The 25,257-nt window shown below is 71.7% G+C and carries 23 protein-coding genes, 1 tRNA gene, 1 pseudogene and 1 riboswitch; of the genes and pseudogenes, 9 read left to right on the top strand and 16 right to left on the bottom strand.

Annotated elements, in window-relative coordinates; all coding sequences use genetic code 11:
* Positions 1 to 126: 126 nt before the first annotated feature.
* Positions 127 to 534: a DUF4446 family protein gene (locus MYF83_RS31810; RefSeq protein ID WP_248964452.1), complete on the bottom strand. Its 408-nt coding sequence runs from the start codon at positions 532 to 534 to the stop codon at positions 127 to 129.
* Between the two features lie 26 nt (positions 535 to 560).
* A complete protein-coding gene (locus tag MYF83_RS31815) occupies positions 561 to 2,006 on the bottom strand; it encodes a glycosyltransferase 87 family protein (RefSeq protein ID WP_248964453.1) in 1,446 nt (481 codons plus the stop codon).
* A gap of 378 nt (positions 2,007 to 2,384) precedes the next feature.
* Between MYF83_RS31815 and MYF83_RS44555 the strand changes: the two genes are divergently transcribed.
* The gene (locus tag MYF83_RS44555; RefSeq protein ID WP_279340352.1) at positions 2,385 to 4,847 is read left to right on the top strand and encodes a hypothetical protein; all 2,463 of its coding nucleotides are present in this window, start codon (positions 2,385 to 2,387) and stop codon (positions 4,845 to 4,847) included.
* Between the two features lie 625 nt (positions 4,848 to 5,472).
* Here the strand turns inward: MYF83_RS44555 and mptB are convergent.
* From mptB to MYF83_RS31850, 7 genes and pseudogenes are all read right to left on the bottom strand, one after another.
* Positions 5,473 to 6,363 (bottom strand): annotated as a pseudogene (gene mptB, locus MYF83_RS44560) (polyprenol phosphomannose-dependent alpha 1,6 mannosyltransferase MptB); the annotation flags it as partial.
* 109 nt (positions 6,364 to 6,472) lie between these two features.
* The gene (locus tag MYF83_RS31825) at positions 6,473 to 7,213 is read right to left on the bottom strand and encodes a glycosyltransferase family 2 protein (RefSeq protein WP_248964455.1); all 741 of its coding nucleotides are present in this window, start codon (positions 7,211 to 7,213) and stop codon (positions 6,473 to 6,475) included.
* A 208-nt stretch (positions 7,214 to 7,421) separates the two neighbouring features.
* Positions 7,422 to 7,772, bottom strand: a complete 351-nt coding sequence (locus MYF83_RS31830; RefSeq protein WP_189164420.1) for an STAS domain-containing protein — start codon at positions 7,770 to 7,772, stop codon at positions 7,422 to 7,424.
* 347 nt (positions 7,773 to 8,119) lie between these two features.
* Positions 8,120 to 8,293, bottom strand: a complete 174-nt coding sequence (locus tag MYF83_RS31835; protein WP_248964456.1) for a hypothetical protein — start codon at positions 8,291 to 8,293, stop codon at positions 8,120 to 8,122.
* 92 nt (positions 8,294 to 8,385) lie between these two features.
* A complete protein-coding gene (locus MYF83_RS31840) occupies positions 8,386 to 8,691 on the bottom strand; it encodes a hypothetical protein (RefSeq protein WP_248964457.1) in 306 nt (101 codons plus the stop codon).
* A gap of 88 nt (positions 8,692 to 8,779) precedes the next feature.
* The gene (locus tag MYF83_RS31845) at positions 8,780 to 9,907 is read right to left on the bottom strand and encodes a sensor histidine kinase (protein ID WP_248964458.1); all 1,128 of its coding nucleotides are present in this window, start codon (positions 9,905 to 9,907) and stop codon (positions 8,780 to 8,782) included.
* Between the two features lie 22 nt (positions 9,908 to 9,929).
* Positions 9,930 to 10,658 carry a response regulator transcription factor gene (locus MYF83_RS31850; protein ID WP_248964459.1) on the bottom strand — a complete coding sequence of 243 codons (729 nt, stop codon included), beginning with the start codon at positions 10,656 to 10,658 and terminating at the stop codon, positions 9,930 to 9,932.
* 214 nt (positions 10,659 to 10,872) lie between these two features.
* Between MYF83_RS31850 and MYF83_RS31855 the strand changes: the two genes are divergently transcribed.
* The 4 genes from MYF83_RS31855 (at position 10,873) to MYF83_RS31870 (ending at position 13,358) form a co-directional block, all read left to right on the top strand.
* Positions 10,873 to 11,040 carry a hypothetical protein gene (locus MYF83_RS31855; RefSeq protein WP_248964460.1) on the top strand — a complete coding sequence of 56 codons (168 nt, stop codon included), beginning with the start codon at positions 10,873 to 10,875 and terminating at the stop codon, positions 11,038 to 11,040.
* A 1-nt stretch (position 11,041) separates the two neighbouring features.
* Entirely contained in the window at positions 11,042 to 11,314 is a 273-nt protein-coding gene (locus MYF83_RS31860) for a DUF6412 domain-containing protein (protein WP_248964461.1), read from the top strand.
* Positions 11,315 to 11,401: 87 nt separating this feature from the next.
* Positions 11,402 to 12,061: a YidC/Oxa1 family membrane protein insertase gene (locus MYF83_RS31865; RefSeq protein WP_248964462.1), complete on the top strand. Its 660-nt coding sequence runs from the start codon at positions 11,402 to 11,404 to the stop codon at positions 12,059 to 12,061.
* 97 nt (positions 12,062 to 12,158) lie between these two features.
* A complete protein-coding gene (locus MYF83_RS31870) occupies positions 12,159 to 13,358 on the top strand; it encodes an arginine deiminase (RefSeq protein WP_248964463.1) in 1,200 nt (399 codons plus the stop codon).
* Here MYF83_RS31870 and MYF83_RS31875 read toward each other — a convergent pair.
* Both MYF83_RS31875 and MYF83_RS31880 read right to left on the bottom strand, forming a co-directional pair.
* On the bottom strand, positions 13,341 to 13,775 hold the full coding sequence (locus MYF83_RS31875; RefSeq protein ID WP_308201530.1) for an ATP-binding protein: 435 nt from the start codon (positions 13,773 to 13,775) through the stop codon (positions 13,341 to 13,343). The genes MYF83_RS31870 and MYF83_RS31875 overlap by 18 nt on opposite strands.
* A gap of 152 nt (positions 13,776 to 13,927) precedes the next feature.
* Entirely contained in the window at positions 13,928 to 15,814 is a 1,887-nt protein-coding gene (locus tag MYF83_RS31880; protein ID WP_372500303.1) for a PAS domain-containing sensor histidine kinase, read from the bottom strand.
* A 160-nt stretch (positions 15,815 to 15,974) separates the two neighbouring features.
* Between MYF83_RS31880 and MYF83_RS31885 the strand changes: the two genes are divergently transcribed.
* Positions 15,975 to 16,553, top strand: a complete 579-nt coding sequence (locus tag MYF83_RS31885) for a methylated-DNA--[protein]-cysteine S-methyltransferase (RefSeq protein ID WP_248964465.1) — start codon at positions 15,975 to 15,977, stop codon at positions 16,551 to 16,553.
* Positions 16,554 to 16,592: 39 nt separating this feature from the next.
* Here the strand turns inward: MYF83_RS31885 and MYF83_RS31890 are convergent, their stop codons facing one another.
* The 4 genes from MYF83_RS31890 to MYF83_RS31905 form a co-directional block, all read right to left on the bottom strand.
* The gene (locus MYF83_RS31890; protein ID WP_248964466.1) at positions 16,593 to 17,942 is read right to left on the bottom strand and encodes a purine-cytosine permease family protein; all 1,350 of its coding nucleotides are present in this window, start codon (positions 17,940 to 17,942) and stop codon (positions 16,593 to 16,595) included.
* Positions 17,933 to 18,059: riboswitch (TPP riboswitch) on the bottom strand. (Overlaps the previous gene by 10 nt.)
* A gap of 23 nt (positions 18,060 to 18,082) precedes the next feature.
* Positions 18,083 to 18,415, bottom strand: a complete 333-nt coding sequence (locus MYF83_RS31895) for a rhodanese-like domain-containing protein (protein WP_248964467.1) — start codon at positions 18,413 to 18,415, stop codon at positions 18,083 to 18,085.
* 137 nt (positions 18,416 to 18,552) lie between these two features.
* Positions 18,553 to 19,431 (bottom strand): Fpg/Nei family DNA glycosylase, encoded by an 879-nt coding sequence (locus MYF83_RS31900; protein WP_248964468.1) that lies wholly within the window; start codon positions 19,429 to 19,431, stop codon positions 18,553 to 18,555.
* Between the two features lie 137 nt (positions 19,432 to 19,568).
* A complete protein-coding gene (locus MYF83_RS31905) occupies positions 19,569 to 21,005 on the bottom strand; it encodes an LCP family protein (protein ID WP_248964469.1) in 1,437 nt (478 codons plus the stop codon).
* Between the two features lie 255 nt (positions 21,006 to 21,260).
* Between MYF83_RS31905 and MYF83_RS31910 the strand changes: the two genes are divergently transcribed.
* Positions 21,261 to 22,625 carry a hemolysin family protein gene (locus MYF83_RS31910; protein ID WP_279340360.1) on the top strand — a complete coding sequence of 455 codons (1,365 nt, stop codon included), beginning with the start codon at positions 21,261 to 21,263 and terminating at the stop codon, positions 22,623 to 22,625.
* The gene (locus MYF83_RS31915) at positions 22,622 to 23,692 is read left to right on the top strand and encodes a hemolysin family protein (protein ID WP_248964471.1); all 1,071 of its coding nucleotides are present in this window, start codon (positions 22,622 to 22,624) and stop codon (positions 23,690 to 23,692) included. Before MYF83_RS31910 ends, MYF83_RS31915 begins: the two co-directional genes overlap by 4 nt.
* A 646-nt stretch (positions 23,693 to 24,338) precedes the next feature.
* On the opposite strand, the gene MYF83_RS31920 is transcribed toward MYF83_RS31915, so the two are convergent.
* Positions 24,339 to 24,421, bottom strand: a tRNA-Leu gene (locus MYF83_RS31920).
* A 92-nt stretch (positions 24,422 to 24,513) separates the two neighbouring features.
* Between MYF83_RS31920 and MYF83_RS31925 the strand changes: the two genes are divergently transcribed.
* Entirely contained in the window at positions 24,514 to 25,254 is a 741-nt protein-coding gene (locus MYF83_RS31925; protein ID WP_248964472.1) for an FHA domain-containing protein, read from the top strand.
* The last annotated feature ends 3 nt before the right edge of the window (positions 25,255 to 25,257 follow it).

The following is a 25,257-nucleotide window of genomic DNA, read 5'->3' on the forward strand; positions in this document are numbered from 1 at the left end:
CCGGCGCCCTCCCTCTGCCCGGTCTGGTGGTCGTGGATGGGGCGCCGCGGCGGCGAGAAGGAGTGCGGCGGTGCCGGTGCCTTCGTACGTCGAGCGACCCGGCGTACGAAGGCACCAGCGGGAGAACTAGCGTGCGTGGCGTTGGGGGACGACGTCGGGGCCGATGCCGAGACGGGCGGCCCGCACGGCCTGCTCCTCCTCGGGGGAGAGTTGCTGGATGCCGCGGCCGCCCCGCACCGGACGGACGTACGTGCGGGTCTCGGTGCGGCCGTTGATCGACGTCAGCACGATGCCGTCGCCCAGGCCGTTGATCATGGCGACCGAGAAGGACAGCCTGCCGGTCATCTCGGCCAGGGCGTCATAGCGGAACACCGCCACATCGCGGATCGCCTTGACGTCGACCACGCCGTCGAGCACGCACTGCCGCCCGAGCATTGCGAGGCACTCCTCCACGGCACTCCGGGCGCTGCGCAGCGCCAGCAGGCCGATCACCACACCGGTCATCCCGGCCAGCCCGCCGATCAAAGCGATCAAAGTCCCCAGCACATGACCGAGGGTAATCAATCATTCACGGAATCGTGCGGAAATCCCTGTGCGATCTGGGTTTCCGCGCGGTTTCGCTGGAGGCCCGAGATCGCGGCCCCGGCCTCCGAGCGGCGTGCCAGCAGCCACACCAGGCCGACCGCGCCGAGCCCGAAGGCGTCCTGGACGATCCGCCCGGCGACGGGGCTGAGGACCGGGATCTCGGCGGCGCGGAGCGAGACCCCCCACCAGGGGATCGGCAGCACGTAGTAGAGCCAGACCCCTGCCGGAAGCGCGATTCGGGTCAGGTGACGAGCGTGCCGGGTCACGCTCGCGGGCAGGCCGTACCTGGCCTTCGCGGGCCCGGAACCGGCGGTCGCCGGCCCTGTGCGTGCGGGCCCCGTGCGTGCGGGCCCTGTGCGTGCGGGCCAGGTGGGTGCGGCTCCTGTGGGCGCGGTTCCGGTGAGGGCGGTTCCGGTGAGGGCGGCGAGGACCACGACCAGCCAGGCCAGGTGGTGGATCCAGGCGACCGGTGAGATCAGCACGGCCATCAGGCCCGTCAGCGCCACGGCCGTCATCCGGTCGCCCCGGAGCAGTGCCCGGCGGGCGTGGCGGAAGCCGTACCACGCGACCACGGCCACCAGCGCGAGCCAGAGCACCGTGGTGAGGGCGTCCGGCAGGTAGAGGCGCAGCAGCATCCCGCGGATCGACTGGTTGGTGGTGGCGTTGTTGGCCCCGACGCGGTCGCCGTCGAGCAGGGCGGAGAACCAGAACGCGGCAGCGTCCCGCGGGATGACCAGGAAGGGCAGCACCGTCAGCAGCCCGGCGGTGAAGGCCGCCATGAAGAACGTCTTGCGCTGCTCGGGCAGGGCGCCCCTGCCGAATCCGGTGATCAGCAGATATATCAGGAACACACCGGGGGTGAGCTTGACCGCCGTGGCGAGCCCGATCAGCATGCCGCGCGGCCACCAGGGCCTGCGCGCGACACAGTCGACCAGGCACAGCATCACCAGCAGGATGTCCACCTGACCGAAGCGGACCTGGTCCCTGACGGGCATCAGATAAAGGCACGCCGCCGCGAGCACGCCGAACAGCACGGGCGCGGCCCATACCGGCCGGGCGCGCGACAGAGCCTCGCGGAAGCCGTACCAGGCCGTGACCGCGAGGCAGGCCAGCACGCCCACCGTCCACACCCACTGGGCCGCCGGCCACGACATCACGGCCAGCGGCGTGGCCAGCAGCGCGGCGATCGGCGGATAGGTGAACGGCAGCAGCTGAGGCGCCGGCGTGAACGCGTCGTAGAGCGGGAGCCCGCGCAGCAGGCTCTCGCCGCCCGTGCGGTAGACGTCAAGATCGACCAGGCGCTGGTCGGCCGGGTTCGTGAGCCAGTAACGCACCAGCGGGACCGCGGCCACCCCGATGATCAGTACGGCGAGCGGCCACGCCCACCACCGCCCACCACCGCGCGCCTCACCAGTCCTCACGACGTGGCAGGTTACCCGTTCCTGCCGACCACGGCCGGGCTCGCGAGCCAGGTGACCCACCGCAAGAGGCGCCGACACCGCCGCACCACCCCCCACCGCCCCGGCGCCCCGAACGTGCCCCCTCCCGGAGGGAGAACCGCACCACCCGGCCGGCACGTCGCCCCCGGCCCTAAGGAGGAATCGGGGCCGCGAAGGTGGGCCCGGTTGGTGGGGGGCGGGTTGGGGGCTCGCGCGTGGGGGGAGGGCGCTGCGGGCAGTTGGTCCGACTTGTCGCCGGAGGTCCGGGCTTGCGTGTGCGGGGAGAGGAACTCTGGGTTCTGGCTATGGTTTGCAGGGCCGAGGTGGTCGGACAGGGTGGAGGCGAGGTTCCCGTTGGACATGCGAGAGGCCGTCCGGGGGTTCCTCGCGCCGGGCCTGCGGCCGCGGTCGTGGTTCACGCTCGTGTGCGCCATCGTCCTGGCCGCCCTCTGCGTGGGACCCGCCGGCGCCGCGTCACGCGACGGCCTCTCGATGCCCGACCGGCGCGATGGCCGGGTGGCGCTCGAAGGGACCCACAGTGGCCAGGTCGCGCTCGCAGGACCCCAAAATGACCCGGCGGCGCTCGCAGGACCCCGCAGTGGCCGGGTGGCGCTCGAAGGGGTCCGCGATGGCCGGGTGGCGGTCGAAGGGGTCCGCAGTGGGCGGGCGCCGGTGGTATGGCCCTTTGGTGATCTGTTGCCCGGACGGGCGCGGGACGGGGTCTCGGCGCAGGTGGCGCTGATCGGGGTGCCGGGGCTCCAGTGGTCGGATCTCAGCCAGGCCGGTACGCCGAACCTGTGGGCGCTGACCGGAAAGGGCGCGTCGGCGTCGATGTCGATCCGCGCCTACCCCCGGCCGAACCGCGCGAGCACGTGCCCGGTCGCGGGCTGGCTGACGGTCTCGGCGGGACGGCGGGCGGGGTCGGCGGCGAGCGAGTGCGAGCTGCCCCCGGTTCCCCGGGTGGGCGCCGGCGGCTCGGCGAGCGTGCCGGGCTGGGCGGAGCTGGCGTCCTTCAACGCCGCCACCTCCTACCAGGCGACGATCGGGCTGCTCGGCCAGGCCGTACGGGACGCAGGCGGCGCCGTGGCCGCGGCCGGTCCTGGAGCGGCACTGGCCGCCGCCGACAAATCCGGAAATATCCAGCAATACGCGGACAGCGTGCGCGCCTTGGGCGACCTGAGCCGGTACGACCTTCTCGTCGCCGACGTGGACGACCTGGCCCGCGCCTGGATCACCCAGCCCTCGGCCACCACGACGGCCCCCGCCCCCGATCTGAGCGCCGAGGCCAGGGCACGCGCGGTGGCGAGCGCCGACCGCCGGGTGGGCGAGATCCTCGGCCTGCTGCCCGCCGGCGCGACCATCCTGGTCGCCGGCCTGTCGGACGCCTCGGCCGCCTCCCACCTGCACGTGGCGATCGCCACAGGACAGTCCCCGGCGGGCGAGCCGTATCGCCACGGCCATCTCACCGCCGCCTCCACCCGCCAGGACGCCCTGGTCGCCATCACCGACATCACCACCACGGTCCTGCGCCGGCTCGGCCCGACCGCCCCCGAGGGAGCCGTCGGGCGTCCCTGGACGCTGGGCGGGCCCGCCCCCGCGTCCGTCTCCGGCACCGTCACGGAACTGGCCGACGCCGACCTTGCCAGCCGGGTGCTCGTCCAGGTGCGCGCGCCGTTCTTCGCGGTGTTCGTGGCCGTCCAGCTTCTCTTCTACGGGCTGGCCGCCCTCGCCATGCGCCGCCGCTGGGGCTCGCGCGTGCCGGTCGCCACGCAGGTCCTCGCCGTGGTCAGCGGCGCCGTCGCCGTGTCCACCTTCCTGGCGCAGCTCGTCCCCTGGTGGAGCCTCGCCCATCCGATGGCCGCCCTGATCGGGACGATCGTGGGCTTCGCCGGCCTCCTGGCGGCGCTGGCGTTCGCCGGCCCCTGGCGCGCGCACCCGCTCGGCCCGCTCACCGTCGTGGCGGGCGTGACCTCCCTGGCGCTGCTGATCGACGTGATGACCGGGTCGCGCCTCCAGGTGAACGCCGTCACCGGGTACGAGCCGGTGACCGGCGGCCGGTTCTACGGCTTCAGCAACATCGCCTTCGCCGTGTACGCGACCGGCACGCTGCTCGCCCTCGCGGGGGTCGCGCAGGCGCTGCTCGAGCGAGGACGACGTGCCCTGGCCCTGGCCGTATGCCTCGTGTACGGCCTGACGGCCATCTTCGCGGACGGGTGGCCCGGCTGGGGCGCCGACTTCGGCGGGGTGCCCGCGTTCGTGCTGGGAGTCGCCGTCTTCCTGCTGATGCTCTCGGGCCGGCGGGTCACGGTGGTCAAGCTGGCGCTCGTGGCCGTCGCCGGAGCCGTCCTGATCAGCCTCATCTCGGTGGCCGACTGGCTGCGCCCGAGCGACCAGCGCACTCATCTGGGAGCGTTCGTCCAGCAGGTGGCCGACGGCGAGGCCCTGCCCGTGCTCGGCCGCAAGCTCGGGGCGATGCTGGGCACGCTCGGCAACTGGCAGCTCACCGTGCTGTCGCTCGCCGCCCTGGCGTTCCTCTTCCTCGTGCTAGCCCGCCCGTCACGCTGGGGCGCCTCGGCGCTCGGCCTCGCCTACGCCCAGGCCCCGGCGCTGCGGGCGGGGCTGTTCGGCGTGCTCACCACCGCGCTGGCGGGGTTCCTGGTCAACGACTCCGGCATCGCGATCCCGGCCATGGCGCTCACGGTGGCGGTGCCGCTGACCCTCGCCGCGTCGATCCGCGCGCTCCAGCGGTCAGGGCCCACCACGCCAGAGCCACCGTCAGCGCCAGCAGGATCCACGGCACCACCTGGCTCCGCAACACCGTGACCAGCCAGTGCAGGTCGAGCGGCTGATCGTCCTGGCGGGCCGGGAGGTAGGCCATCGACAGCACGGCGAGCCGGGCGACCGCGAAACCGTCGAGGGCGCTCGCCGGCACCATCGCGAGCAGCGCGAAGAGGAGCCCGTCGTACCACGGCAGGGCGTAGGGGGTGGCGAACAGCCAGGCCGCCACCATGACCGCGGCCACCCCTGCGGCCTCACGAGCCTGGACGGCCTCGGCGGAAACATCCCGAGCGGCCACGGCACCGGCAGGCACGGCGGGAGCGGACGTGGGGCTGGACGTGGTGGGAGCGGACGTGGTGGGAGCGGTGACGGCACCGGTCAGGCCGTACGGCCCTCGCAGCGCGCGCAGCAGCGACACGGCCAGCAGCGCGAGCACCGACAGGGACCCGATCTGGATCCACACACGGTAGGCGCCCGGCCCGAAGAGCGCCTGCAGCCCGCTCTGGACCAGGTGCCAAGGAGTGGCCCAGGAGATGGACTTGGTCGCGTGCAGCACCGGGTCGAGCGCGTGCGGCCCGGCCAGCGCGTACGCCACCAGCACGGTGAGCGAGGCCGTGCCGGCCACCACCGCTAGCGCCGCCGGCCGCCTCCTCAGCGCCCACGCGGGGCCGAGCGCGACCAGGCCCACGTTCGCCTTCACCGCGATGCCGAGGCCGAGCAGCGGCCCGGACGCCCGCCACCGCCCGCCCGCCCCGGCGGCCAGCGCGGCGACCACCAGGGCGATGGCCGGCGTGTCGACGTGCATGCCGGCGACCAGCTGGTAGATCACGAGCGGGTTGGCCGTCCACAGCAGCGCCGCCCGCGCCTGCCGCGCCCGGTCGGCGCGCGCGAGCCTGTGGAGCAGCAGCGCCGCCACGATGAAGGCGGCGGCGTTGACGGCCGCGAGCACGAACACGGTCAGCCGCACCGACCCGCCGCCGACGAGGCCGGCCAGCGCCTGGACGGCCGTCGCGACCGGCCCGTAGACGCTCGGCTCCTCCCGCCAGGGGGTCTCCACCGCGTCGGCGACAGGGTCTCCGGGCAGGGCGGACGCCCCCAGCACGTAAGGATCATGACCGAGAACGGCCATCCGGCCATACGCCGCGTAGTTCAGGTGGTCCGCCGAACCGGACGGCGGCAGGAAGGCGAGCACCACCGCGGCCAGGCATCCGGCGAGCAGCAGCCGGCGAGGATCGGGGCTCCAGCCGCGCCGCACGGCGAACAGCCCGGCGGCCAGGCCGAGGGCGCCCAGCGCGATGGCCACCGCCTCCAGGGCGATGACCAGATGGGCGCCGGGATGGGCGTCAAGGGAGTACGGCGGCTGCCACGCGGGCCCAGGGAGCGGCGGGACCACGGCCGACGGCCCGAGCGCCCCGATCGCGATCGTGACCACGACGCTGAGCGCGGCGCCCGCGACGGCGATGCCCGCCCATCCGCCGTACCCCGGCCGCACGCCTCGATCCACCGGACGATTCCAGCACATCACCGAGGCCACTCGCGCCACGCCGAATCCCACCCTCATGTACGAACCCGACCGGCCCGATGCCGCGTACGGCCACCCGAGTTCGTGCCGGCCACGCGCGGGACGTGCCGGCCACGCGCGGGACGTGCCGGCCACGGGTGGGACGCCGTCAGCGGGCGCCGCGCACCACGCCTCTGACGTCGGCCACCAACTGCTCGCGCGCCGCGAGGGCCAGCGCGACGTCCCGGAACTGGCGGGCGCGGTGGATCTGCGCGTGCCAGTCGGTGCCGGTCGCGCGGTGTGACATGTCCACGTCGACCTCGACGACCCGGAAGCCTCTGCGGACCAGATCGATCGTGAGACCCGTCTCGACGCCGAAGCCGTGGGCCAGCGGGCGTGCCGCCTCGAAGGCCGTCCTGGTCAGGCAGCGCTGCCCGTTGAGCGGCTGGCCGGCCTCGAAGCCGGAGGCGCGCCTGATGCCCTCACGGGCCAGCCGTACGACCAGGCCGTGGCCTCCGAGCTTGACGCGGGTGGCGAACCTGGCGATGGTCATGTCGGCCGAACCGCTGCGAACCGGCTCGATCAGCGGCGCGGCCGCGCGTGCGGTCCCGGCGAGGTCGGCGTCCAGGAAGAGCAGGTGGCGGGCCTCTGCCTCGTCGAGGAGGCGCACGGCTTCGGCGCCGCTCTCCATGGCCGCGGCCTTGCCGCGGTTGCGGCTGTGGCGGACGACGCGCGCGCCCGCCGCCTTGGCCGCCCTGCCGGTGGCGTCGTTGGAGCCGTCGTCGACCACGACGACCAGGTCGACCCCGGGGATGGTCAGCGCGGCGGTCACGGTGGCGCCGATGCGGTCGGCCTCATCCTTGGCCGGGATGATCACCGCTGTGTCGGGCTTTACGGATGGGTCGCTCATCGCTCCTCGTCCGGATGGCTACCTTTGGCGATCGATCGACGCTAGCACCGATCGGCGCCGGTGCGATTTCCCTTCGCGGACACCGCACGAGCCCCCGTTCGCCGTCCCGTGCGCGGGCACCCCCGCCGGGACGGCGGCATGGTCATGGCACCACCGTCCAGGGCTCGGCTCTGCGTGGCCTCGCCGGGACGGTGGTGCGGTGACCGTGTCAGCCGGGGTGTTCGGCTGTGAGCAGTTCCGCCGGGATGGTGTCGTGGACGGTGAACACCGAATCCAGACCCGTCACCTGGAGGATCTTGCGGACGGCGGGACGCGGCGAGGCCACCTCCAGCACGCCGCCGCGTTCTCGCATCCTCTTGAGCGCGGACAGCAGTACGTTCATGCCGGTGGAGTCGCAGAACTCCACTCCGGACATGTCTATGACGACCCGGTCCGGCCCGGTCTCCAGCAGGCGGGTGAACTCCGCCTGCAGACGGGGCGCGGTATATAGGTCGATTTCGCCGACGACCGTCAAGATGGCGTGGCCGGCATGTGATCGAGTCGAGACCTTGAGCTCCACAGCGGGCACACTAGCGCCGTACCGCCCCCGGGTCACGCTCTACCGCGATAACCGAAGAGTCGTCCGCCCTTTGTTCCCTGTTTCGGCCTCATGAAAACGCTCCGTGCGCAAAGCTTGACGCTATGCGACACCGGCTCGGCCGGAAGGGGGGGAGGCCCGGAACCTCCGCGTCCGGTCGTCACTTCGAGAGGGAGGGGCGGGCGTGGAGTGCGACGGGCCCGACAGCGCCGATGAACAGTGAAATACCTGAGGATCCCCAGCGACAATGCATGCGTGAGCGACTGGAGGGCATCCTCGCCCGGACGGAGAAGGCACGCGGCTGGGGGGCCGCGGCACTTCCCTTCCAGTCATTGATCAACCGGGACGGCTATGTCCCGGTCAAGACGCGCCTCACGGTCGACGATCTCGACCTGCTCATGGCGGCGCGCGAGGAGCTGCTCTGCTTCTCCGAGCTGGGCCTGCGCCTGCTCGATCTGCACCAGCCCCGCGACGCGGGGGGCATCACCAGCGACGCCGCGCATCCGATCCTGCGCTGCCGGAGTTGCATGTGGCGCTGGCCCTGCCCGACGTTCCGGGCGATGTCGGAGGCGCTGGAGACCCTTCCGGCCACCGGTCACGAGGCGGCGGCCGACGCCCTGCCGGCGGCGGCTCCGCAGGACGCGCCCGTGCCCGGCGGCGGTCCCGCCGTGGCGGACATCTCAGGAGGAGAGAACGGCTCGGCACAGCAGGACGGCCCGGCCGCCGCGCCGGCGTCCCTCGGCACGGGTTCCTTATCGAGCTCCAACGGAGCGGCGCCCGCCGTGAACGGTTCCCACAGTGCGAACGGCACGAACAGCACGAACGGCGCGAAGGGTACGAACGGCGCGAACGGCGCGAACCGCTCGGCGCCGTACGCGGACTCCGGTTCGGGGCGGGTCAACGGCCGAGGTCGTGCCGGCGATTCCGCCGATTCCGGCGATTCCGCCGAGCAGGCCAACGGGGCCGGCGGGGCCGCGGCAGGCCCCCGCTCAGGCCGCGGAGTCGGAGATGGGCAGCCTGATCTCGAAGCGGCAGCCCGCGCCTTCGTTGACGACGGCGATCGCTCCTTCGTGCGCTTCGACGATGCCGCGCGCGATGGCCAGGCCGAGTCCCGCGCCCCCATCGGGGCCAGGGGTGCGCGCGGCCTCGCCGCGAAAGGCCACGTCGAAGACCCGTGGTAGGTCCTCTTCGGGGATCCCGCCGCAGCAGTCGGCCACCGACAGGCGTACGGACAGCTCGTCCGCGACCGCCCGCACCACCACGGTGCCGTCCTCGGGGGTGTGCCGGATGGCGTTGACGACGAGGTTGCGCAGGGCGCGTCCCAGCTCGGCCGCGTCGGCGTACACGGGCAGGATGGGCTCGGCCTCGCCGGTCAGGCGGACGCCCTTGGCCTTGGCCAGGGCCTCCACCCCGGCGAGCGCGTCGGCCATGAGGTCGCCGAGGCCGATGCGGCGCGGTGAGAGCCGCAGCGCTCCGGCATGGATCCGCGAGAGTTCGAACAGGTCGTCCACCATGTGCGAGAGGCGGTCGACTTCGAGCCTGATCTGGTTGTGGTAGCGGCGGACGGTGCCGGCGTCGTCCACGACGCCGTCCTCCAGCGCCTCCACCATGGCGCGCATGCCCGCGAGCGGGGTGCGGAGGTCGTGGCTGACCCAGGCGACGAGCTCCCGCCGCGCGCCCTCCAGAGCCCTCTCCCGCTCCCGGCCCTCACGCAGCCGCTCGTACGCCTGGTCCAGCGCCTCGGAGATGGTGGTGAGCTCCGCCGGGAGGGGGCCCGCGGGCGGGACGAAGTCACGGGAGGGCGAGACGGCCTCCACCGCGGCGACCAGCCTCCTGCTGGCCGCGACGACCTGGCGGGCCACGGTTATCGCGACGCCGAGCCCGACGAGGCCGCCGACGGCGACGACCGTGAGGACGACGTTCTTGGGATGGCCGTCGATGATCATCTCGATGGTGATCGCCACCACGCCCGCGAGGGTGGCCGCCACTGTCACGACCGCGACCACGGCGAGCATGACGCCGATGGACCGGCCGCGCAGCAGCCGCAGGATCGCGAGGCCGAGCCCGGCGATCACCAGCCCCAGGCCCGCCGTGACGGCGACGATCTGCAGGATCATCGGCATGCCACCGTCGTGAAGATCATGAATGGCCCTCGGCGGGGTCGCCTTCGACGGGTTCGTAGCGGTAGCCGACGCCCCACACCGTGACGATGCGGCGCGGCGCGGTCGGGTCCGGTTCGATCTTCTCCCGTAGCCTGCGGACGTGGACGGTGACCGTGGAGGTGTCGCCGAACGACCATCCCCACACCTGGTCCAGGAGCGCGGCGCGGCTGAACGCCTGACGCGGGTTGCGCATGAGGTAGGCCAGCAGGTCGAACTCGCGGGCGGTGAGGGTGATCTCGCGGTCGCGCAGCCGTACCTCGTGGGCGCCCACGTCGACCAGCAGGTCCCCGTCGCGCAGCACCCCGGTGCCGGAGGTGACCAGGGCGCCCCGGGCCCGCCGCAGGACCGACTGCACCCGCAGCGCCAGCTCGCGGGGGCTGAACGGCTTGGTGACGTAGTCGTCGGCGCCGGTTTCCAGGCCCACGACGCGGTCGATCTCCTCGCCGAGGGCGGTGAGCATGATCACGGGGACCGGCCAGCGCTCCCTGAGCTTCTTGCAGACCTGCAGGCCGTCCATGCCAGGGAGCATCAGGTCGAGGACTAGCAGGTCGGGCGGGTTGGCGAGGGCCCTGCGCAGCGCCTCGGCCCCGTCCCCGACGCTCTCGACGACATGCCCGTCGCGTTCCAGGTACTTGACGACGACCTCCGCCACCGTGGGGTCGTCGTCCACGACCAGTATCCGGGGCGGGGGTGTGGCGCTCGTCATCGACTCCCTATCTCGCCCAATTTGTCACACTTTATCGCTCTATCGGGATAAAGTGCCGCAATAACCGAAGTTAACACCCACGGTAGAACCGATCCGGCCGCGCCTACGACCCGCGTCATCACTTCGTAAGAGTTGGGCCATCGGGAAAGTCACGATCTCGCGGAGAGATCGGCCATCGCGCACGACCGGGCCCCGCTCGACGTACCTTCTTGATATGGCCCGCATCGTGCTTTCCGTTCTCGGAGTCCTGCTCGCACTCTACGTAGTGTTCGGGCTCCTGATCCCCGCCATTTTCGGGATCTTCAAGATCCTCTTCATCATCGCCATCGTCGCCTTCGTGGCCGTGGCCGCGGTCACGGTGGTCGGCAAGCTCTCCAAGTGACATGACCGCCCTCCACGCCACCGCCGCGCTGTTCGCGCAGCTCGCCGCCGGGCAGGCCGGCCCGGCGACGGTGACGGCGGCCGGCCTGGTGGGCGTCACGCTCCTGCTGTTCGCCTGGGCGCTCGGGCGGCTGGCCTCGGTGCCACCGGTGGCGGTGACCACCGCCCGGCGCCCGAGCGCCGGCCGGGCCACGTTCTTCGTGCGGCTGCGCCATCCCGCCGCCGCGGGCCGCCCCCGGCCGAGAGCGCCCTCAGCGAGCCCCGCGTCCGTCTAGCGTTCCCGCACGCCCTTGTCGCGTGCGGGGAGGCGGGCGGGCGCTTTCGTCATGTCCTCACGCAGACGAAGGGGCTCTTCCATCATCATGTTCGACACCGTCATCGACTCCGCCTACCGCCTCATCAGCGCCGTGAGCTCCCTCACCGGACCGCCCTTGGCGATCGTGGCGTTCACAGTCGCCGTCCGCCTGCTCCTGCTGCCGCTCAGCGTCAGGCAGGCGAACGCCGTCAAGGCCCGCCTGCGCCTGGCGCCACAGGTCGAGGCGCTGAGGAAGCGTTTCGGCCGCGACCCCGAGCGGCTCCTCCAGGAGACCTCGAAGCTGTACGCCGCCGAGGGGACGTCGATGTTCGCCGGCATCCTGCCCGGCCTCGCCCAGACGCCGTTCTTCATGGTCACTTACCGGGTCTTCGTCTCGGCCACCATCGCGGGGCATCCCAACCTGCTGCTCGCCCAGAGCGCCCTCGGCGTCCCGCTCGGCGAGCACTTCGCGGCCGCGGTCGCGGGCGGCGGTCTGTTCGGCCCCGCCGCTCTGGTGTTCCTCGGGCTGTTCGCGCTGCTCGCGGTCGTCGCGTGGGTGACCTGGTGGCGCATGGGCGACACGGTACGGCCGCGCGTGCTGCGCCTGCTGCCGTTCGGGACCGTTCTGGTCGCGGGTTTCCTGCCGCTCGCGGCGGGGCTGTACCTGCTGGTGAGCACGGCGTGGACGGCGGCCGAGCGGGTGGTCCTGTACCCGAGACCGGCCTGACGAGGCGACCTCACGCCTCCTCGTGGTGTTGTGCGCCGTTAACGTGGAATGCCGGGAACGGTTCCCGTGACATCGCGCCAACCCGGAGGGCCGAACGATGAACGGTGCCGACAGCGAGGTCGGACGGCTGGAGACGGTGCTGCTGCACCGTCCCGGAGCCGAGCTCAAGCGGCTGACCCCCCGCAACAGCGACAAGCTGCTGTTCGACGGCATCCCGTGGGTCGGCAGGGCCCAGGACGAGCACGACGAGTTCGCCCAGGCGCTGCGCGACCACGGCGTCGAGGTCCTCTACCTCACCGAGCTACTGCAGGACACCCTGGAGTACGACGACGGGCGCCAGGAGATCATCAGCGCCGTGCTCGAGGAGCGGCAGCTCGGCGACCGGCTCGCGGAGCTGACGCGGCGCCACCTTGAGGACCTGCATCCCGAGGACCTCACGCAGACGCTGATCGCCGGCCTGGCCCGCGAGGAGCTGAAGACCGGGCGGGGCCTTGTGTACGAGCTGATGGACCGGCACGACTTCGTCATCGACCCGCTGCCCAACCTGCTGTTCACCAGGGACTCCAGCGTGTGGATCGGCGACCGGGTGGCCGTGACCAGCCTGGCGATGCCGGCCCGCACCAGGGAGAGCCTGCTGACCCGCCTGATCTACACCTACCATCCGAGGTTCGCGGGCGCCGAGCACCTGTACGAGCCATGGCTGGAGCACGTCGAGGGCGGCGACGTACTGCTGATGGGACCGGGGGTCATCGCCGTGGGGACCGGCGAGCGCACGACCCCGGCCGGGGTGGAGCGGCTGTGCCGGCGGGTCTTCGCCGCGGGCCTGGCGCACACCGTCCTCGCGGTGCCGATCGCCCAGCAGCGGGCCACGATGCACCTGGACACGATCTGCACGATGGTCGACCTGGACACGGTGGTCATGTATCCGCCGGTGGCCTACTCGCTGCAGGCCTACACCGTGACGTCGGCGGAGGACGGTGAGCTGCGCATCTTCGAGCCCCGGCCGTTCCTGGAGGCGGCCGCCCAGGCCATGGGCATCGAGCGGGTGAAGGTGATCGACACCGGGCTCGACCCCGTCACCGCCGAGCGCGAGCAGTGGGACGACGGCAACAACACGCTCGCCCTCGCTCCGCGCGTGGCGGTGGCCTACGAACGCAACGTGGAGACGAACGCGCGCCTGGAGGCCTCCGGTGTGAAGGTCATCCGAATTGCGGGCAGCGAACTCGGCAGCGGCCGGGGAGGTCCACGCTGCATGTCATGCCCTGTCAGCAGGGAACGTCTAGCCGCACTCGCGTAGGGCCCCGATTTCGGGCGTTCTAACTTGCGAATTAAGGACAGCGACCGGGGCGTGGATAACCGCCCACACCGTGGTCACGTCACCGTCGTGGCGCACGCCCCAGCGCTCGGCGAGGAACTCGACGATTCCGAGGCCCCGCCCGCCGAGCGAGGAGAGGGCCGGCCTGCCCGCGCGGGGCTCCGTGGCGGCTCCTCCATCACTCACCGTGACCTCGAGGTGGTCGTCCGCCCACTCCCATGTGGCCATGATCTGCCCTGATGGGAGCGGGTGGGCGTGACGCAACGCATTGCTCAGCAGTTCGCTCACCACGAGGACGGCGTCCTCTATGGCGGCGGCGAACACCCCGCATGCCTCGAGATCGGCGCTGAGACGTTGGCGTGCGACGGCGACGCTGGTCGGCGCATACGGCAACAGCACGACGCCCTCACTTCCCCGTTCTCCTGCATTTCCCCCTGAGGAAAACACATCCCAGTACGACCGAAATGCCCCGTTCGATGGTTCTGGAAACCGCACGGCGATCATTGCTTGTGCAGATTCGACAATAGGTGAGTCCATCCGTGACCAGCTCGTTACCGCTTCGGTGTGTCGGATCCGATATAGGCGCCTGCAATGTCCAGAACGAACCTCATTCGAGTGCCTCCACCAGGTCGAGGATGGGCGGTCACCTCGCCGCCTTGGGCCCGCGCGAGGCTGCGCGCTATGTAAAGTCCGAGCCCCACTCCGCCGAAGCGGCGCCGGTCGCCGCTGTCCGCCTGCACGAACCTTTCGAAGACGCGTTCGCGGTCCTCCGGGGCGATGCCGACCCCCTCGTCCTCGACCGCGAGGACGACCCGGCCGTCCTCCTGCCACGCGAGCACCCGGATCAGCCCTCCGTTCGGCGAGTACTTGAAGGCGTTCTCCAGCAACTGGCCGAGCAGGATGTCGGTGGCCAGCGCGTCCCCGTCGACCAGGGGCAGGTCGTTGGGGATGTCCACCTCCACGTGGTGCCGGTCGGACAGCACCGGCATCCCGAGGGTCGCGGCGCGGACCCGCTCGCCGAGGTCGAAGCTCTCCACCCGGATCTTGAGCTCCTCCGCCCCGGCCCGGGCGCCGAGCAGGAGGTGGTCCATCAGCTGGCCCAGCGCCCGCGCCCGCTCGGCGATGGTCCGCACCGCTGAGCGGCGTTCGACGTCCGACAGCTTGTCCCACCGCGCGTCCAGCGTGCTGGCGAACCCCTGCACCACGGTGATCGGCGTGCGGAGCTCGTGGCTGGTGGTCGCCAGGAAGAGATCCTTGGCCTCCTCCAGCTCCTTGGCGCGCGTGACGTCGCGGAAGTCCACCACGATCTCGGCGGTCTCGTTGATCTCCGCGCTCACCACGTCCAGCCAGCGGCCCGACGGAAGCTGCGTGGTGAGCTTCTCGCCAGGGGCGGGCAGCGGGAACGGGGGCCGGCCTCCGATCACCTCGCCCGCTCCCAGCCCGGTGAGCTCCTCGGCCGCGGGGTTCCACTGGCTGACGAACCCCGCGCCGTCCAGCACCGCGATGCCGTCCGCGCTCGCGTCTACGACGGCCCGCTCGTGCGCCCGCTGCCGCACCGCGTCCTGGTAGGCCATCGCGTTGGCCAGCGCGATGCCGGCGTGCCCCGCCAGCAGTTCCAGCAGCTCCAGCTCGATGTGCCCGGCCTTGTGCTCGGCGAACAGCGCGTACAGGGCTCCGTACGGCCGGCCGCCGACCGCGGCGACGCCGAGCGCGATGGTGTGCAGGCCGGGCAGCTCCGACCAGATCAGCTCGTCGAGCGCGGCCTGGTCGCCGGTCTCGAGCAGCACGGTCTTACCGGTGCGCAGCAGCTTGCCGACAAGGCTCGTGTGCAGGTCGGCCGTCGTGCCCCTGAGCCGGGTGGGCAGCCGGTGGGTGCTCACCAGCCGCAGGCGCTCGTCCTCGATCAGCACGAAACCGCCCGCGTCGGCCCCGGTCAGCTCGGTCAGGCTCGCGGCGATGCGGTCGAGGACGGCTGCGAGCTCCAGTTCGGCGTTGATGTCGGCCACCACGTCGGTGAGCCGCCGGACGAGCCTCGCCCTGCGGGTGCCCCTCTCGCGGGCGGCCGCGTCGTTCTCGACGGCGTGGTAGACGCTCACGTACCCGAGCAGCGCGCCGGCCTCCGAGCGCAGCGCGCTGATGTCCACGCCGACGTCGAGCAGGGAGCCGTCGCTGCGCAGGCGCTTGGTGCGCAGCGAGACCGGCCCGCCGGTGCGGACCCGTTCGAGCACCGCGTTGTGCTCGGCCACCAGCTCGTCGGGGACCAGGGGCGCCCTGCGGCCGGTCATGTCGGCCGAGGTCCAGCCGAACAGGCGCTCCGCCGCGGGGTTCCACATCAGGACGGTAAGATCACGATCGAGCGCTACGACGGCATTGGGAGAGCTCGCGAGGACAGCGTGGGCAAAGCCGTCATCGACGTTCTCTACCCTGTCGTCACTCATGACCCCCATCGTGCCCGTTTTTGGCACCGTGCCTTGGCACTTTCGTCATGCGAATCGTCGCATTCAGGTCGCCCGTCCATGACATGGCCGCCACTCCCTCTGTCGTGGCCGGTAGGAGGGCTCGCTCGGATACGCTGCCGGTAGCGGAAGGGGTACGGCCATGACGACAGGGGATCTCGAGGCCCTGGTGCGGGTGACCGCTCCCGGCTATGTGGGCGAGACCCCACCGGATGTGGCGTTCGGCATGACCGACAGCCCCGTCGGGCGGATGGTGCTCGCCGTCACCGCGCGCGGCGTGGTCGCGTGCAGCTACGAGAACGAGCACGTCGTCTTCGCGCGGGTCTCCCGGGAGATCGGCTCGTTCATCGGCCCGGATCCCCGGCGGCTGGACCCGATCCGCCGCGAGTTGGACGCGTACTTCTCCGGCCGGCTCCGGACTTTCACCCTGCCGGTGGATCTGCGGCTGGCCACGCCCTTCGCCCGGACGGTGCTGCAGATGACCATGGCCGTGCCCTACGGCAGTGTCACGACTTATCAGGAGATCGCCGCGCGGATCGGGCGGCCTCAGGCGTTGCGCGCGATAGGCAACGCCCTGACGGCCAACCCGGTCTGCGTCATCGTCCCCTGCCACCGGGCGGTCGAGGCGTCGGGACGCCCCGGCGGCTACGCCGGTGGCGCCGCCGCCAAGGCGCACCTGCTCCACCTCGAAAGCGCCCAAGGCGACACCGGGCGGCACTGAAGCCGTCCCCTCGAGGACGGCCCCTGTGTCCTGGGTCCGCTATACGCGAGCGTCGGTGACCGCGGCACGGTCTCCGCCGCGCCGCCGCACGAAGCCCACGAGCAGCGTCACCAGCGCGGAGACGATGAACGCGGCCAGCGCGGCGTTCATCCACACCTGCCGCTCGAACCCGATCAGCTCCCGGGCTCCGGACCACGCCCCGTCCCACCACGCCACCGTGGGCGTCGCCGTGACCAGCCAGTACGCCACGAAGCCGAGCACCCACGGCACGAGCATCCCCCAGCGTGACGGCGCCGCCTCCGAGGTGTCCCACCTGGCGGCCCCGCCCAGCAGGAAGTAGTCGACCACGAGCACCGCGAACATCGGCACGAACACCGCGCCGATGACCCCGAGGAAGGCCCCGTAGGAGTTCACGTCGGCGAACAGGGCGATGCCGGTCGTCAGCACGCCGACCCCGGCCGAGAAGACGCGCCGGTCCACCCGGGGCAGCAGGTTCTGCAGGGACATGGCCGTCGAGTAGACGTTGGCGAACGACTGGTCGGCCTCGCGCAGCACCAGGACGCCGAAGAACAGGGCGCCGAGCGGCACCGCGACGAACGCGTCCCACACCCGGTCGGGATCGTTGCCGACCAGGGCCAGCGCGACGATGCCGAGGACCAGGCACGCCACCTGGGCGATCGTGTAACCGGTGACGACCCCGGTGAACGCCGCCCGGCTCGACCGCGAGTGCCGGGCGTAGTCCGCCGCCACCGGGACCCAGGAGACCGAGAGCGCGATCACGTAGTCGACGGCCGGGGCGAACGCGTTCCAGCTCCCGCCCCCGAGGCTCGGCGCCTCGCGCAGCAGCGCCACCGCCAGCCACACCATAGCGACGACCACGGCGGCCGTCACGAAGCGGCGGAGCAGCCGGATCGCGCCCAGCGGCCTGATCGTCAGGGCGACCGTCAGCGCTCCGGCCCCGAGCACCCACACCTGGTACGGAACGGAGTCACCGAAGACGGCCCGCGCCCCGGTGGCGATCACCCACAGCTCGAACGCTCCCCAGCCGAGCATCTGGACGATGTTCAGCACCGTCGGGACGTACGACAGGCGCGCTCCGAACAGGCCGCGCAGCAGCACCATCGCCGGCGCGCCCGTACGCGCCCCGGGCACGGCCGCGAGGCCCACCATCACGGTCCCGATGAGGCTGCCCACGACGGCGGCGAGCACGGCCGCCGTGAGGCTCAGTGACGAACCGTCGCCCAGCGGGTCCAGGAGGTACAAGGCGCCCGAGAATCCGAGCAGGCTCACCCCGAGGTTCGCCCAGAACGCGCCCTGGTCGAGCGTTCCGAGCGTCTTCGGAGGGGCCTCGTCGAGGGTCAGGGGGACTTCATCGACGGCGGACGTCATCGCACGCTCCCTACGCCGGCATTACCCGGACAGGTTCATGCGGTCGGCGGCGCGCCCGGTTCACCCGGGAACCGCCCTCTCAGCCCGGTGACGCCCGAGCTCCCGCGGTATGAATTTGACCGAATTATTACACCCCTTCGTCAGGCGACGAAGGGCTGCCCCCCGTTTTCGGCCACCATGGGACGGCCCGCGGCCGCCCAGGACTGCATGCCGCCCTCGACGTTGATGGCCTCGCGGCCCACGTGGTTGAGCCACGCGGTGGCGTTCGCGGACCTGCCGCCGACGCGGCAGACGACGTAGACGGGGACGCCGGTCGGAACCTCGTCGACCCGCTGCTGCAGCGTGCCCAGCGGGATGTGGACGGCGGTCGGGGCGTGGCCCGCCTGCCACTCGTCGGGCTCGCGCACGTCGAGCAGGTAGACATCGTCGGGCACGGCCCCGGCCTCGATCTCTGGGACGGTCATGCCCACCATTGTTCCCCGCTTCGCGAGCGTTCCGCCCGCTAACAGATGGTTACCTCGCACTAACAGAGCGAAGTTACCCGCAAGCGGCCCGGCATAGGCGGACAGAACCGCCCGTTCCTCCCCCAAGGGGTGACCACCTGGGATTCCTACTTGAGCAGGCGGGAGAGCCTCCGGTCGGCGAGCGGCTTGCCGCCCGTCTGGCACGTCGGGCAGTACTGCAGCGAGGAGTCGGCGAACGAGACCTCTCTGATCGTGTCGCCGCAGACGTCGCACTGCTGCCCGCTGCGGCCGTGCACGCGCAGGCCGGACTTCTTCTCGGTCTTCAGGTCCTTCGCGGCGATGCCGCGCGAGCGCTCGACCGCCTCGCGCAGCGTGCCGACGATCGCCTCGTGCAGGTCGGCGACCGCCGTGTCGGTCAGCGACCCGGCGATCTTGAACGGCGACATCTTCGCGACGTGCAGCACCTCGTCGGAGTACGCGTTGCCGATGCCCGCGATCACCTTCTGGTCGCGCAGCAGCCCCTTGATCTGCGTGCGGCTCCCGTTCACGATGCCCTTCAGCGCCTCCACTGTGAAGCCGGGGGCCAGCGGGTCGGGACCCAGGCTCGCGATGCCGGGCACCTGGGCAGGATCGGTGACGACGTAGACGGCCAGGCGTTTCTGCGTGCCCGCCTCGGTGAGCTCGAACCCCGGCATCCGGCCCTCGTCGTCCGGCGCGAACCGCACCCGGACGGCCAGCGGGCCCTTGCCCGGACGGACCGGCTTGGCGCCGGAGAGGTCGTCCCGCCAGCGCAGCCAGCCGCCACGGGCCAGGTGGGTGACGAAGTGGAGCCCGTCGCAGTCAAGATCGAGGAACTTGCCGTGCCGGGCCACGCCCGTCACCGTCAGGCCGCCCAGCGCGGTGACCGGCGGGTCGACGGTCTTCAACGCCTGGAAGCCCACCACGTCCACACCCGCGACCGCGCGGCCGACGGCGCGTTCGCGCAGGAACTCGGCGAGCGACTCCACCTCGGGCAGCTCGGGCATGCCCTCACACTAACCGCTCGCCGCGTCCCGATACGGCCCTCCTCGGCGAAGCCGCGCCTTCCGGCCAGGCCCGCTCCGGCGAGCCGCGCCGTCCGGCCCGACCCGACCCGCACCGGCATGCCACGCACCGGCCCGGCCTACTTGGCCAGGGCGTCCTTGGGCACCGGCTTGTCCGCGGCCAGGGCGTTGAACAGCTTCAGGGCGCGCTGGGTGTCCCACTTCACGACGGCGGCGCCGTTGATCGTGGGGAGCGACCCGACGGGGACGGCCGTGGTGACCGGGTCGCCGCTCATCGCGAGCCCGAGCGACAGCAGGTCGAAGGTCCCCGTGCCGCCGTCCACCGCGACCGAGTCGGTGGCGCTCATCGCGAGCGGCACGGACCTGAAGGGGTTGACCAGGATGCCGGGGCTCGCGGCCTTCTTGACCACGGCCGAGAAGAACTGCCGCTGGCGCTGCGTGCGGTCGAAGTCGGGGAGCGCGCCCGTCGCGCGGGTGCGGACGAACCCGAGCGCCGTGCCGCCGTCCATGTCCTGGCAGCCCTTCTTCAGGTTGATGCCGGCCTTGGGGTCCTTGATGTTCTGCTTCACGCAGATGTTCACCCCGCCGATCGCGTCCACGATGCCGACGAAGCCGCTGAACCCGATCTCCATGTAGTGGTCGATCCGGATGCCGGTGGCCTTCTCGACCGTCTTGGCCAGCAGCGTCGGGCCGCCGAAGGCGTAGGCGGCGTTCAGCTTGTCGCTCCCGTGCCCGTCGATGGGGACGTAGGAGTCGCGGGGCAGGCTGACGAGGGTCGGCTTGCCGTCGCCGCTCGGGATGTGCAGGAGCATCATCGTGTCGGTGCGCTTGCCGACGGCCCGGCCGGTGGCGAGCTTCTTGCGCTGGGCGGCCGACAGCCCGGCCCGGCTGTCGGACCCGACCAGCAGCCAGTCCTCACCGGGGGTGGCCGCCGGGCGGCCGTTGTAGTCGGTGAGCGACTCGACGGTGGTCAGGCGGGAGTTGACCCACAGGAACCCGCCGACGCCGAGGACGATCAGCAGCACGAGCAGGACCGCCAGGATCCGGACGATCAGCCGGCCCGTCCGCCGCGGCCGCCGGGCGCGCGGCTCTCCGCCGCCGCCGTCGTGGCCGCCGGCGCCCGAACGCGCCGTGTCGGGCTCCTGCACCCCGGACAGGGGGCGGACCGGCGACTGCCCGGACCGCGGCTTGCCGTACACGCGCGACCGGCCCCGGCCCGCGTCGCCCGAGGGCGCCGCCGGAGCCGCCTCCCCGCCGCCGGGGACCGCCTGCACCCAGGTCGCGTCTTCGCCGGCCCCGCCACGACCGCCGCCTACGTCGTCGCGGCGCTGCCGCTCACCCTCGTCGGGCCGTGCGCCCGGCGGGAAGCGGTATGCGGGCTGGCCCGCGGCATAGGCCTCTCCGGCACCGCCTCCGGCCGGCGGGCCGTACGCGCCCTGACCACCCGCTCCGGCGGGACGCCGGAGAGCCCGGGTCGGTCCCTCCCGGGTCTCGTCGGACCCCTCCGACCCGCCTCCAGGCAAATCGCCCACGTTGCCGTCCCCGTCCTGTGCCAAGAGCCACCTCTGCCTCGAAGCTACGCCGTCGTGGCCGAGCCGGTGGCCCTGTCACCACAGTTTTCTCCGGTAAAAGTACGCAGAGTCACAGTAAGTCACCAATGTCGTGCCGCCGGAAACATTGGCCAGGCCGCCACCGTTACGGTTAACGACGACAACTAGCGAAAGGACAGTCGTGTCCGCTCCGGACCCGTGGAGTACCTGCCCGTGCCACGGCACGGGCCCAATTCAATCGGGGATGGCAGACCTGTGACCATGGTTCTCGGTCTGCCGGCCGTACTTCTTCTCACCCTCGCGACCGGCTTCTTCGTCGCGCAGGAGTTCGCGTACATCGCCGCCGACCGGGCGACGCTCCGGCAGCAGGCCGCCTCGGGCGACGCCGCCGCCGGACGTGCCGTGGAGGTCACCGGCAGGCTCTCGTTCATGTTGTCGGGCGCGCAGCTCGGCATCACCGTGACCACGCTGCTCGTGGGCTTCATCACCGAACCGGCGCTCACCCCTTTGATCACACCCGGCCTCTCGGGGGCCGGCGTCCCGGAAGCGGCCATTCCCGGCGTCGCCGTGACCCTCGGACTGGTGATCGCCACGATCGTCCAGATGGTCCTGGGCGAGCTGGTGCCGAAGAACATCGGCATCGCCCGGCCGGAGCCCCTCGCCAAGTGGCTGTCCCGGCCGACGCTGGTCTACCTGGCCGTCGCGGGCCCGGTCATCCGGCTCTTCGACTCCTCCGCCGCGCGGCTGCTCCGCCTGTTCGGCGTCGAGCCCGTGGAGGAGGTGGAGCACGGCGCGACCCCCGAGGAGCTCTCGCGCATCATCGCCGAGTCCGAGGCGGCCGGCGATCTGTCCGGGCGCCTCTCCGACCTGCTGGAGCGGGCGCTGGAGTTCGGCGACCGTACCGCCGAGGACGTCATGGTCCCCCGGCCCCGGGTCGTCTCGCTGCGTGCCGGACGGCCGGCCTCGGACCTGCTGGAGGCCATGAAGTCGTCGGGCCACTCCCGCTACCCCGTCCTCGGCGCCGACGGGCGTGACGTCGTCGGCGTGACCGGCCTGCGCCGGCTGCTCGGCGCCGGGCCGCTGCCGGGCGACGCGCCCATCGACGGCATCACCGACGCGCCCCTACTGGTGCCCACCACGCTGCCGCTGCCCGTGCTCCTCGAACGGATGCGCACGGCGGAAGGCGAGCTGGCGTGCGTCATCGACGAGTACGGCGGCCTCGCCGGCGTCGTCACCATGGAGGACCTGGCCGAGGAGCTCGTCGGCGAGCTGATCGACGAGAACGACCCCGAGCCGGCCGAGGCCGTCCCCCTGGGCGACGGCACCTGGGACGTGCGCGGCACCCTCCGGCTGGACGAGGTGGAACGCGCGACCGGCCTCCAGCTTCCCGAGAGCGAAGAGTACGAGACCGTGGCCGGCCTGATCATGGCCCGCCTCGGACGTCTGGCCCAGCCCGGCGACGAGCTGAGCGTGCCCCTGGTGCCCGAGCTCCACCTGCTGGAGGACCGGGACCCCGCCGAGGAAGACGCTCTGATCACCGTGCTGGACGTCCAGCGCAGGGTCCCTGACCGGGTGCGGCTCGCGCGGGTCACCGACGCCGCCGTCATGATCGGTGAGGCTCGATGAACACCCTGACCGCACTGCTCCTGGGCGTCGTCCTGCTGCTCGGCAACGGCCTGTTCGTCGCGGCCGAGTTCGCCGTGGTGTCGGGCAGGCGGCACCGCCTGGAAGAGGCCGCCGCCGGCGGCGGCCGCCTGACCAGGACGGCCGGCCGGGCGGCGCTGCGCAACGCGCGCGAGCTGTCGCTCATGCTGGCCGGAGCCCAGCTCGGCATCACGCTGTGCTCCCTGGGCCTGGCCATGGTCACGGAACCGGCCATCGAGCACCTGCTCGAGCCGGTCTTCGGGTTCGTCGGCCTCCCGGAGTCCCTTGAGGTCGGCGTCGCGTACGTCATCGCCCTGACGATCATCACGTTCCTGCACATGGTGGTGGGGGAGATGGCGCCCAAGTCCTGGGCCCTGACCCACCCCGAACAGGCCGCGATGGGCCTCGCGCTGCCCTTCCGCGGCTTCACCTGGATCGCCCGGCCGGTGCTCGCCACCCTCAACGGGCTCTCCAACGGGCTGCTGCGCGCGTTCGGCGTCCGGCCGCGCGACGAGCTCGCCACCACCCGCACGCCGCCGCAGCTCGCCATGCTCGTCGGCGAGTCGGGCCGGATGGGGCTGCTGGACCGGGACGAGCACGACCTGCTCACCAGTGCGCTGCGCGTCCAGTCACAGCCGGTCGAGCGGCTGATGGTGCCGATCGAGACCGCCGCCGCCGTACCCGCCGGCACGGCCGACGGTGTCGTTCGGGAGGTGGCCGCGGCGAGCGGCCACCTGCGGCTGCTGGTCAACGGCGGCTCCCCCGAGAACGTGCTCGGCGTGCTGCACGTGCGCGACACCCTGATCAACCCCGGCACCCCTCCGGAGGAGCTCATGAGCCCCGCTCCGCGCCTCCAGCCGTCCACGACCATCCCTGAGGCCGTGGAACGCCTCCAGGACGCTCACGCCCATCTGGGCCTCGTGACGGGCAAGGACGGCCGGGTCACCGGCATGGTCAGCCTCACCGACCTCGTCGGCGAACTGCTCAACACCCGGACGCCCCGCGCCGCCGGCCTCGACCGTCAGCGCACCGCCGCCCAGGCGAGGTAGCCCGGGCGCGCGCCCGTCCGCCCTGGAGCCCGTACGGGCCCGGGCGGGCGTCGCGCGTGCAAGCCCGCAGAAAGCGATCTGAAAGCCGCGGGGGTTAGACATTCGGGGTGGGGCGACCACGACGGACGTGTAGGAAGGGTTAAGAGGACCCGCCGGGGCTTCTCTCCCTGGGCGCCGGCGGCTACCTTGATCGAAGCCTCTTCGTCACAGGGGTGTCTTGTGCGCCATATGGGGTAACGCCCATCGGGAGCACGAGACCTCGAACCTTCGGGGGTTCCAGGGGTCGACTCCTTGACCACGCATCTCCCCGGAGGACCGACGATGACAGCGACCGCCACACCCTTCGCGGCCCCTTGGGCGAGCGCAGAAGGTTCGCGGGAGAAAACTTTGCCTTACCCGTCCGGCAGTCTGGAGCCCCAGGAGATGCCCGCCTGGACGAACGCAAAAGCCCCGTCGGAAGAAGCTTCGCTTCGACCCGCCGGGGCTCGGGGGTTCCAGGGGGTGTCCCCCTGGACTAACACAAAGGCCCCGTGGGAAGAAGTTTTACTTCGACCCGCCGGGGCTCGGGGGTTCCAGGGGGTGTCCCCCTGGACTAACACAAAGGCCCCGTGGGAAGAAGTTTTACTTCGACCAGCCGGGGCCCTAGTGGGCGAGGAGGGATTTGAACCCTCACATCCTTTCGGACACACGGACCTGAACCGTGCGCGTCTGCCGTTCCGCCACTCGCCCTCTTTGAGTGCGTGGAAAGGCTAGCACGGATCCGTGCATGCCACCGAACCCGGATACGATCCTCCTAGACGATGGAGGAAGGGAGGTACCCGGTGGGAGTCCTTCAGCGCTTCGAGCGAAGGCTCGAGGGCTTGGTTGAGGGGGCCTTTGCGCGGGCGTTCAAATCTGACCTTCAGCCGGTCGAGGTCGCCAGCGCGGTTCAGCGGGAGATGGACGAACGAGCCGCGATCGTGGCGCAGGGTCGCACTCTTGTGCCCAACGACTTCGTGGTGGAGCTGTCCACGACCGACAGCGAGCGACTGGAGGTGTACGCCGACAGCATCGGTCACGAGCTCGCGAACCTCGCCAGGGAGTACGCCAAGGAGCAGGGGTACTCGTTCGTGGGACCTGTCCGGGTTCGCTTCGAGACCGCGGACGACCTCGCGGTCGGCCTGTTCCGCATCCGCTCGGGAGTCATCCGGGGCGCGACGGTGGAGCAGGACGAGATCCGGCAGCCGGTCAGCGATCTTCCCGCGAGCAAGCCCAGCGCGTTCGGCGGCCGCCCACGCCTGCTGGTGTCCACTCAGGACGACCCGCAGGGCCAGCGGTCATTCGAGCTGACGACCCCTGTGACGCTTCTAGGACGGGGCACCGACTGCGATCTGCGGCTGGTGGATCCGGGCGTCTCCAGGCACCATGCCGAGCTCAGAGTCGAGGGCCTGACTGTCGCCCTCGTAGATCTCGGTTCAACGAACGGCACATTCGTCAACGGCCAGCCGGTTCGCCGGATCGAGCTCCAGGACGGCACCCGCGTGACCTTGGGGCGCACGACTCTGGTGTTCCGGCGGGATTAAGGG

It is taken from the genome of Sphaerisporangium perillae, from assembly GCF_023276435.1.
GTDB classification, from domain to species: domain Bacteria; phylum Actinomycetota; class Actinomycetes; order Streptosporangiales; family Streptosporangiaceae; genus Sphaerisporangium; species Sphaerisporangium perillae.

Excerpts from the sequence above, each read along its gene's own strand:
- MYF83_RS31900 (WP_248964468.1), bottom strand. The coding sequence starts at position 19,431 with ATGCCCGAGCTGCCCGAGGTGGAGTCGCTCGCCGAGTTCCTGCGCGAA.
- MYF83_RS31825 (WP_248964455.1), bottom strand. The coding sequence starts at position 7,213 with ATGAGCGACCCATCCGTAAAGCCCGACACAGCGGTGATCATCCCGGCC.
- MYF83_RS31865 (WP_248964462.1), top strand. The coding sequence starts at position 11,402 with ATGTTCGACACCGTCATCGACTCCGCCTACCGCCTCATCAGCGCCGTG.
- MYF83_RS31855 (WP_248964460.1), top strand. The coding sequence starts at position 10,873 with ATGGCCCGCATCGTGCTTTCCGTTCTCGGAGTCCTGCTCGCACTCTAC.
- MYF83_RS31850 (WP_248964459.1), bottom strand. The coding sequence starts at position 10,658 with ATGACGAGCGCCACACCCCCGCCCCGGATACTGGTCGTGGACGACGAC.
- MYF83_RS31835 (WP_248964456.1), bottom strand. The coding sequence starts at position 8,293 with ATGCGCGGCGTCGCTGGTGATGCCCCCCGCGTCGCGGGGCTGGTGCAG.
- MYF83_RS31910 (WP_279340360.1), top strand. The coding sequence starts at position 21,261 with ATGGTTCTCGGTCTGCCGGCCGTACTTCTTCTCACCCTCGCGACCGGC.
- MYF83_RS31860 (WP_248964461.1), top strand. The coding sequence starts at position 11,042 with ATGACCGCCCTCCACGCCACCGCCGCGCTGTTCGCGCAGCTCGCCGCC.
- MYF83_RS31845 (WP_248964458.1), bottom strand. The coding sequence starts at position 9,907 with ATGATCCTGCAGATCGTCGCCGTCACGGCGGGCCTGGGGCTGGTGATC.
- MYF83_RS31885 (WP_248964465.1), top strand. The coding sequence starts at position 15,975 with ATGACGACAGGGGATCTCGAGGCCCTGGTGCGGGTGACCGCTCCCGGC.
- MYF83_RS31880 (WP_372500303.1), bottom strand. The coding sequence starts at position 15,814 with ATGAGTGACGACAGGGTAGAGAACGTCGATGACGGCTTTGCCCACGCT.
- MYF83_RS31915 (WP_248964471.1), top strand. The coding sequence starts at position 22,622 with ATGAACACCCTGACCGCACTGCTCCTGGGCGTCGTCCTGCTGCTCGGC.
- MYF83_RS31870 (WP_248964463.1), top strand. The coding sequence starts at position 12,159 with ATGAACGGTGCCGACAGCGAGGTCGGACGGCTGGAGACGGTGCTGCTG.
- MYF83_RS31895 (WP_248964467.1), bottom strand. The coding sequence starts at position 18,415 with ATGGTGGGCATGACCGTCCCAGAGATCGAGGCCGGGGCCGTGCCCGAC.
- MYF83_RS31890 (WP_248964466.1), bottom strand. The coding sequence starts at position 17,942 with ATGACGTCCGCCGTCGATGAAGTCCCCCTGACCCTCGACGAGGCCCCT.
- MYF83_RS44555 (WP_279340352.1), top strand. The coding sequence starts at position 2,385 with ATGCGAGAGGCCGTCCGGGGGTTCCTCGCGCCGGGCCTGCGGCCGCGG.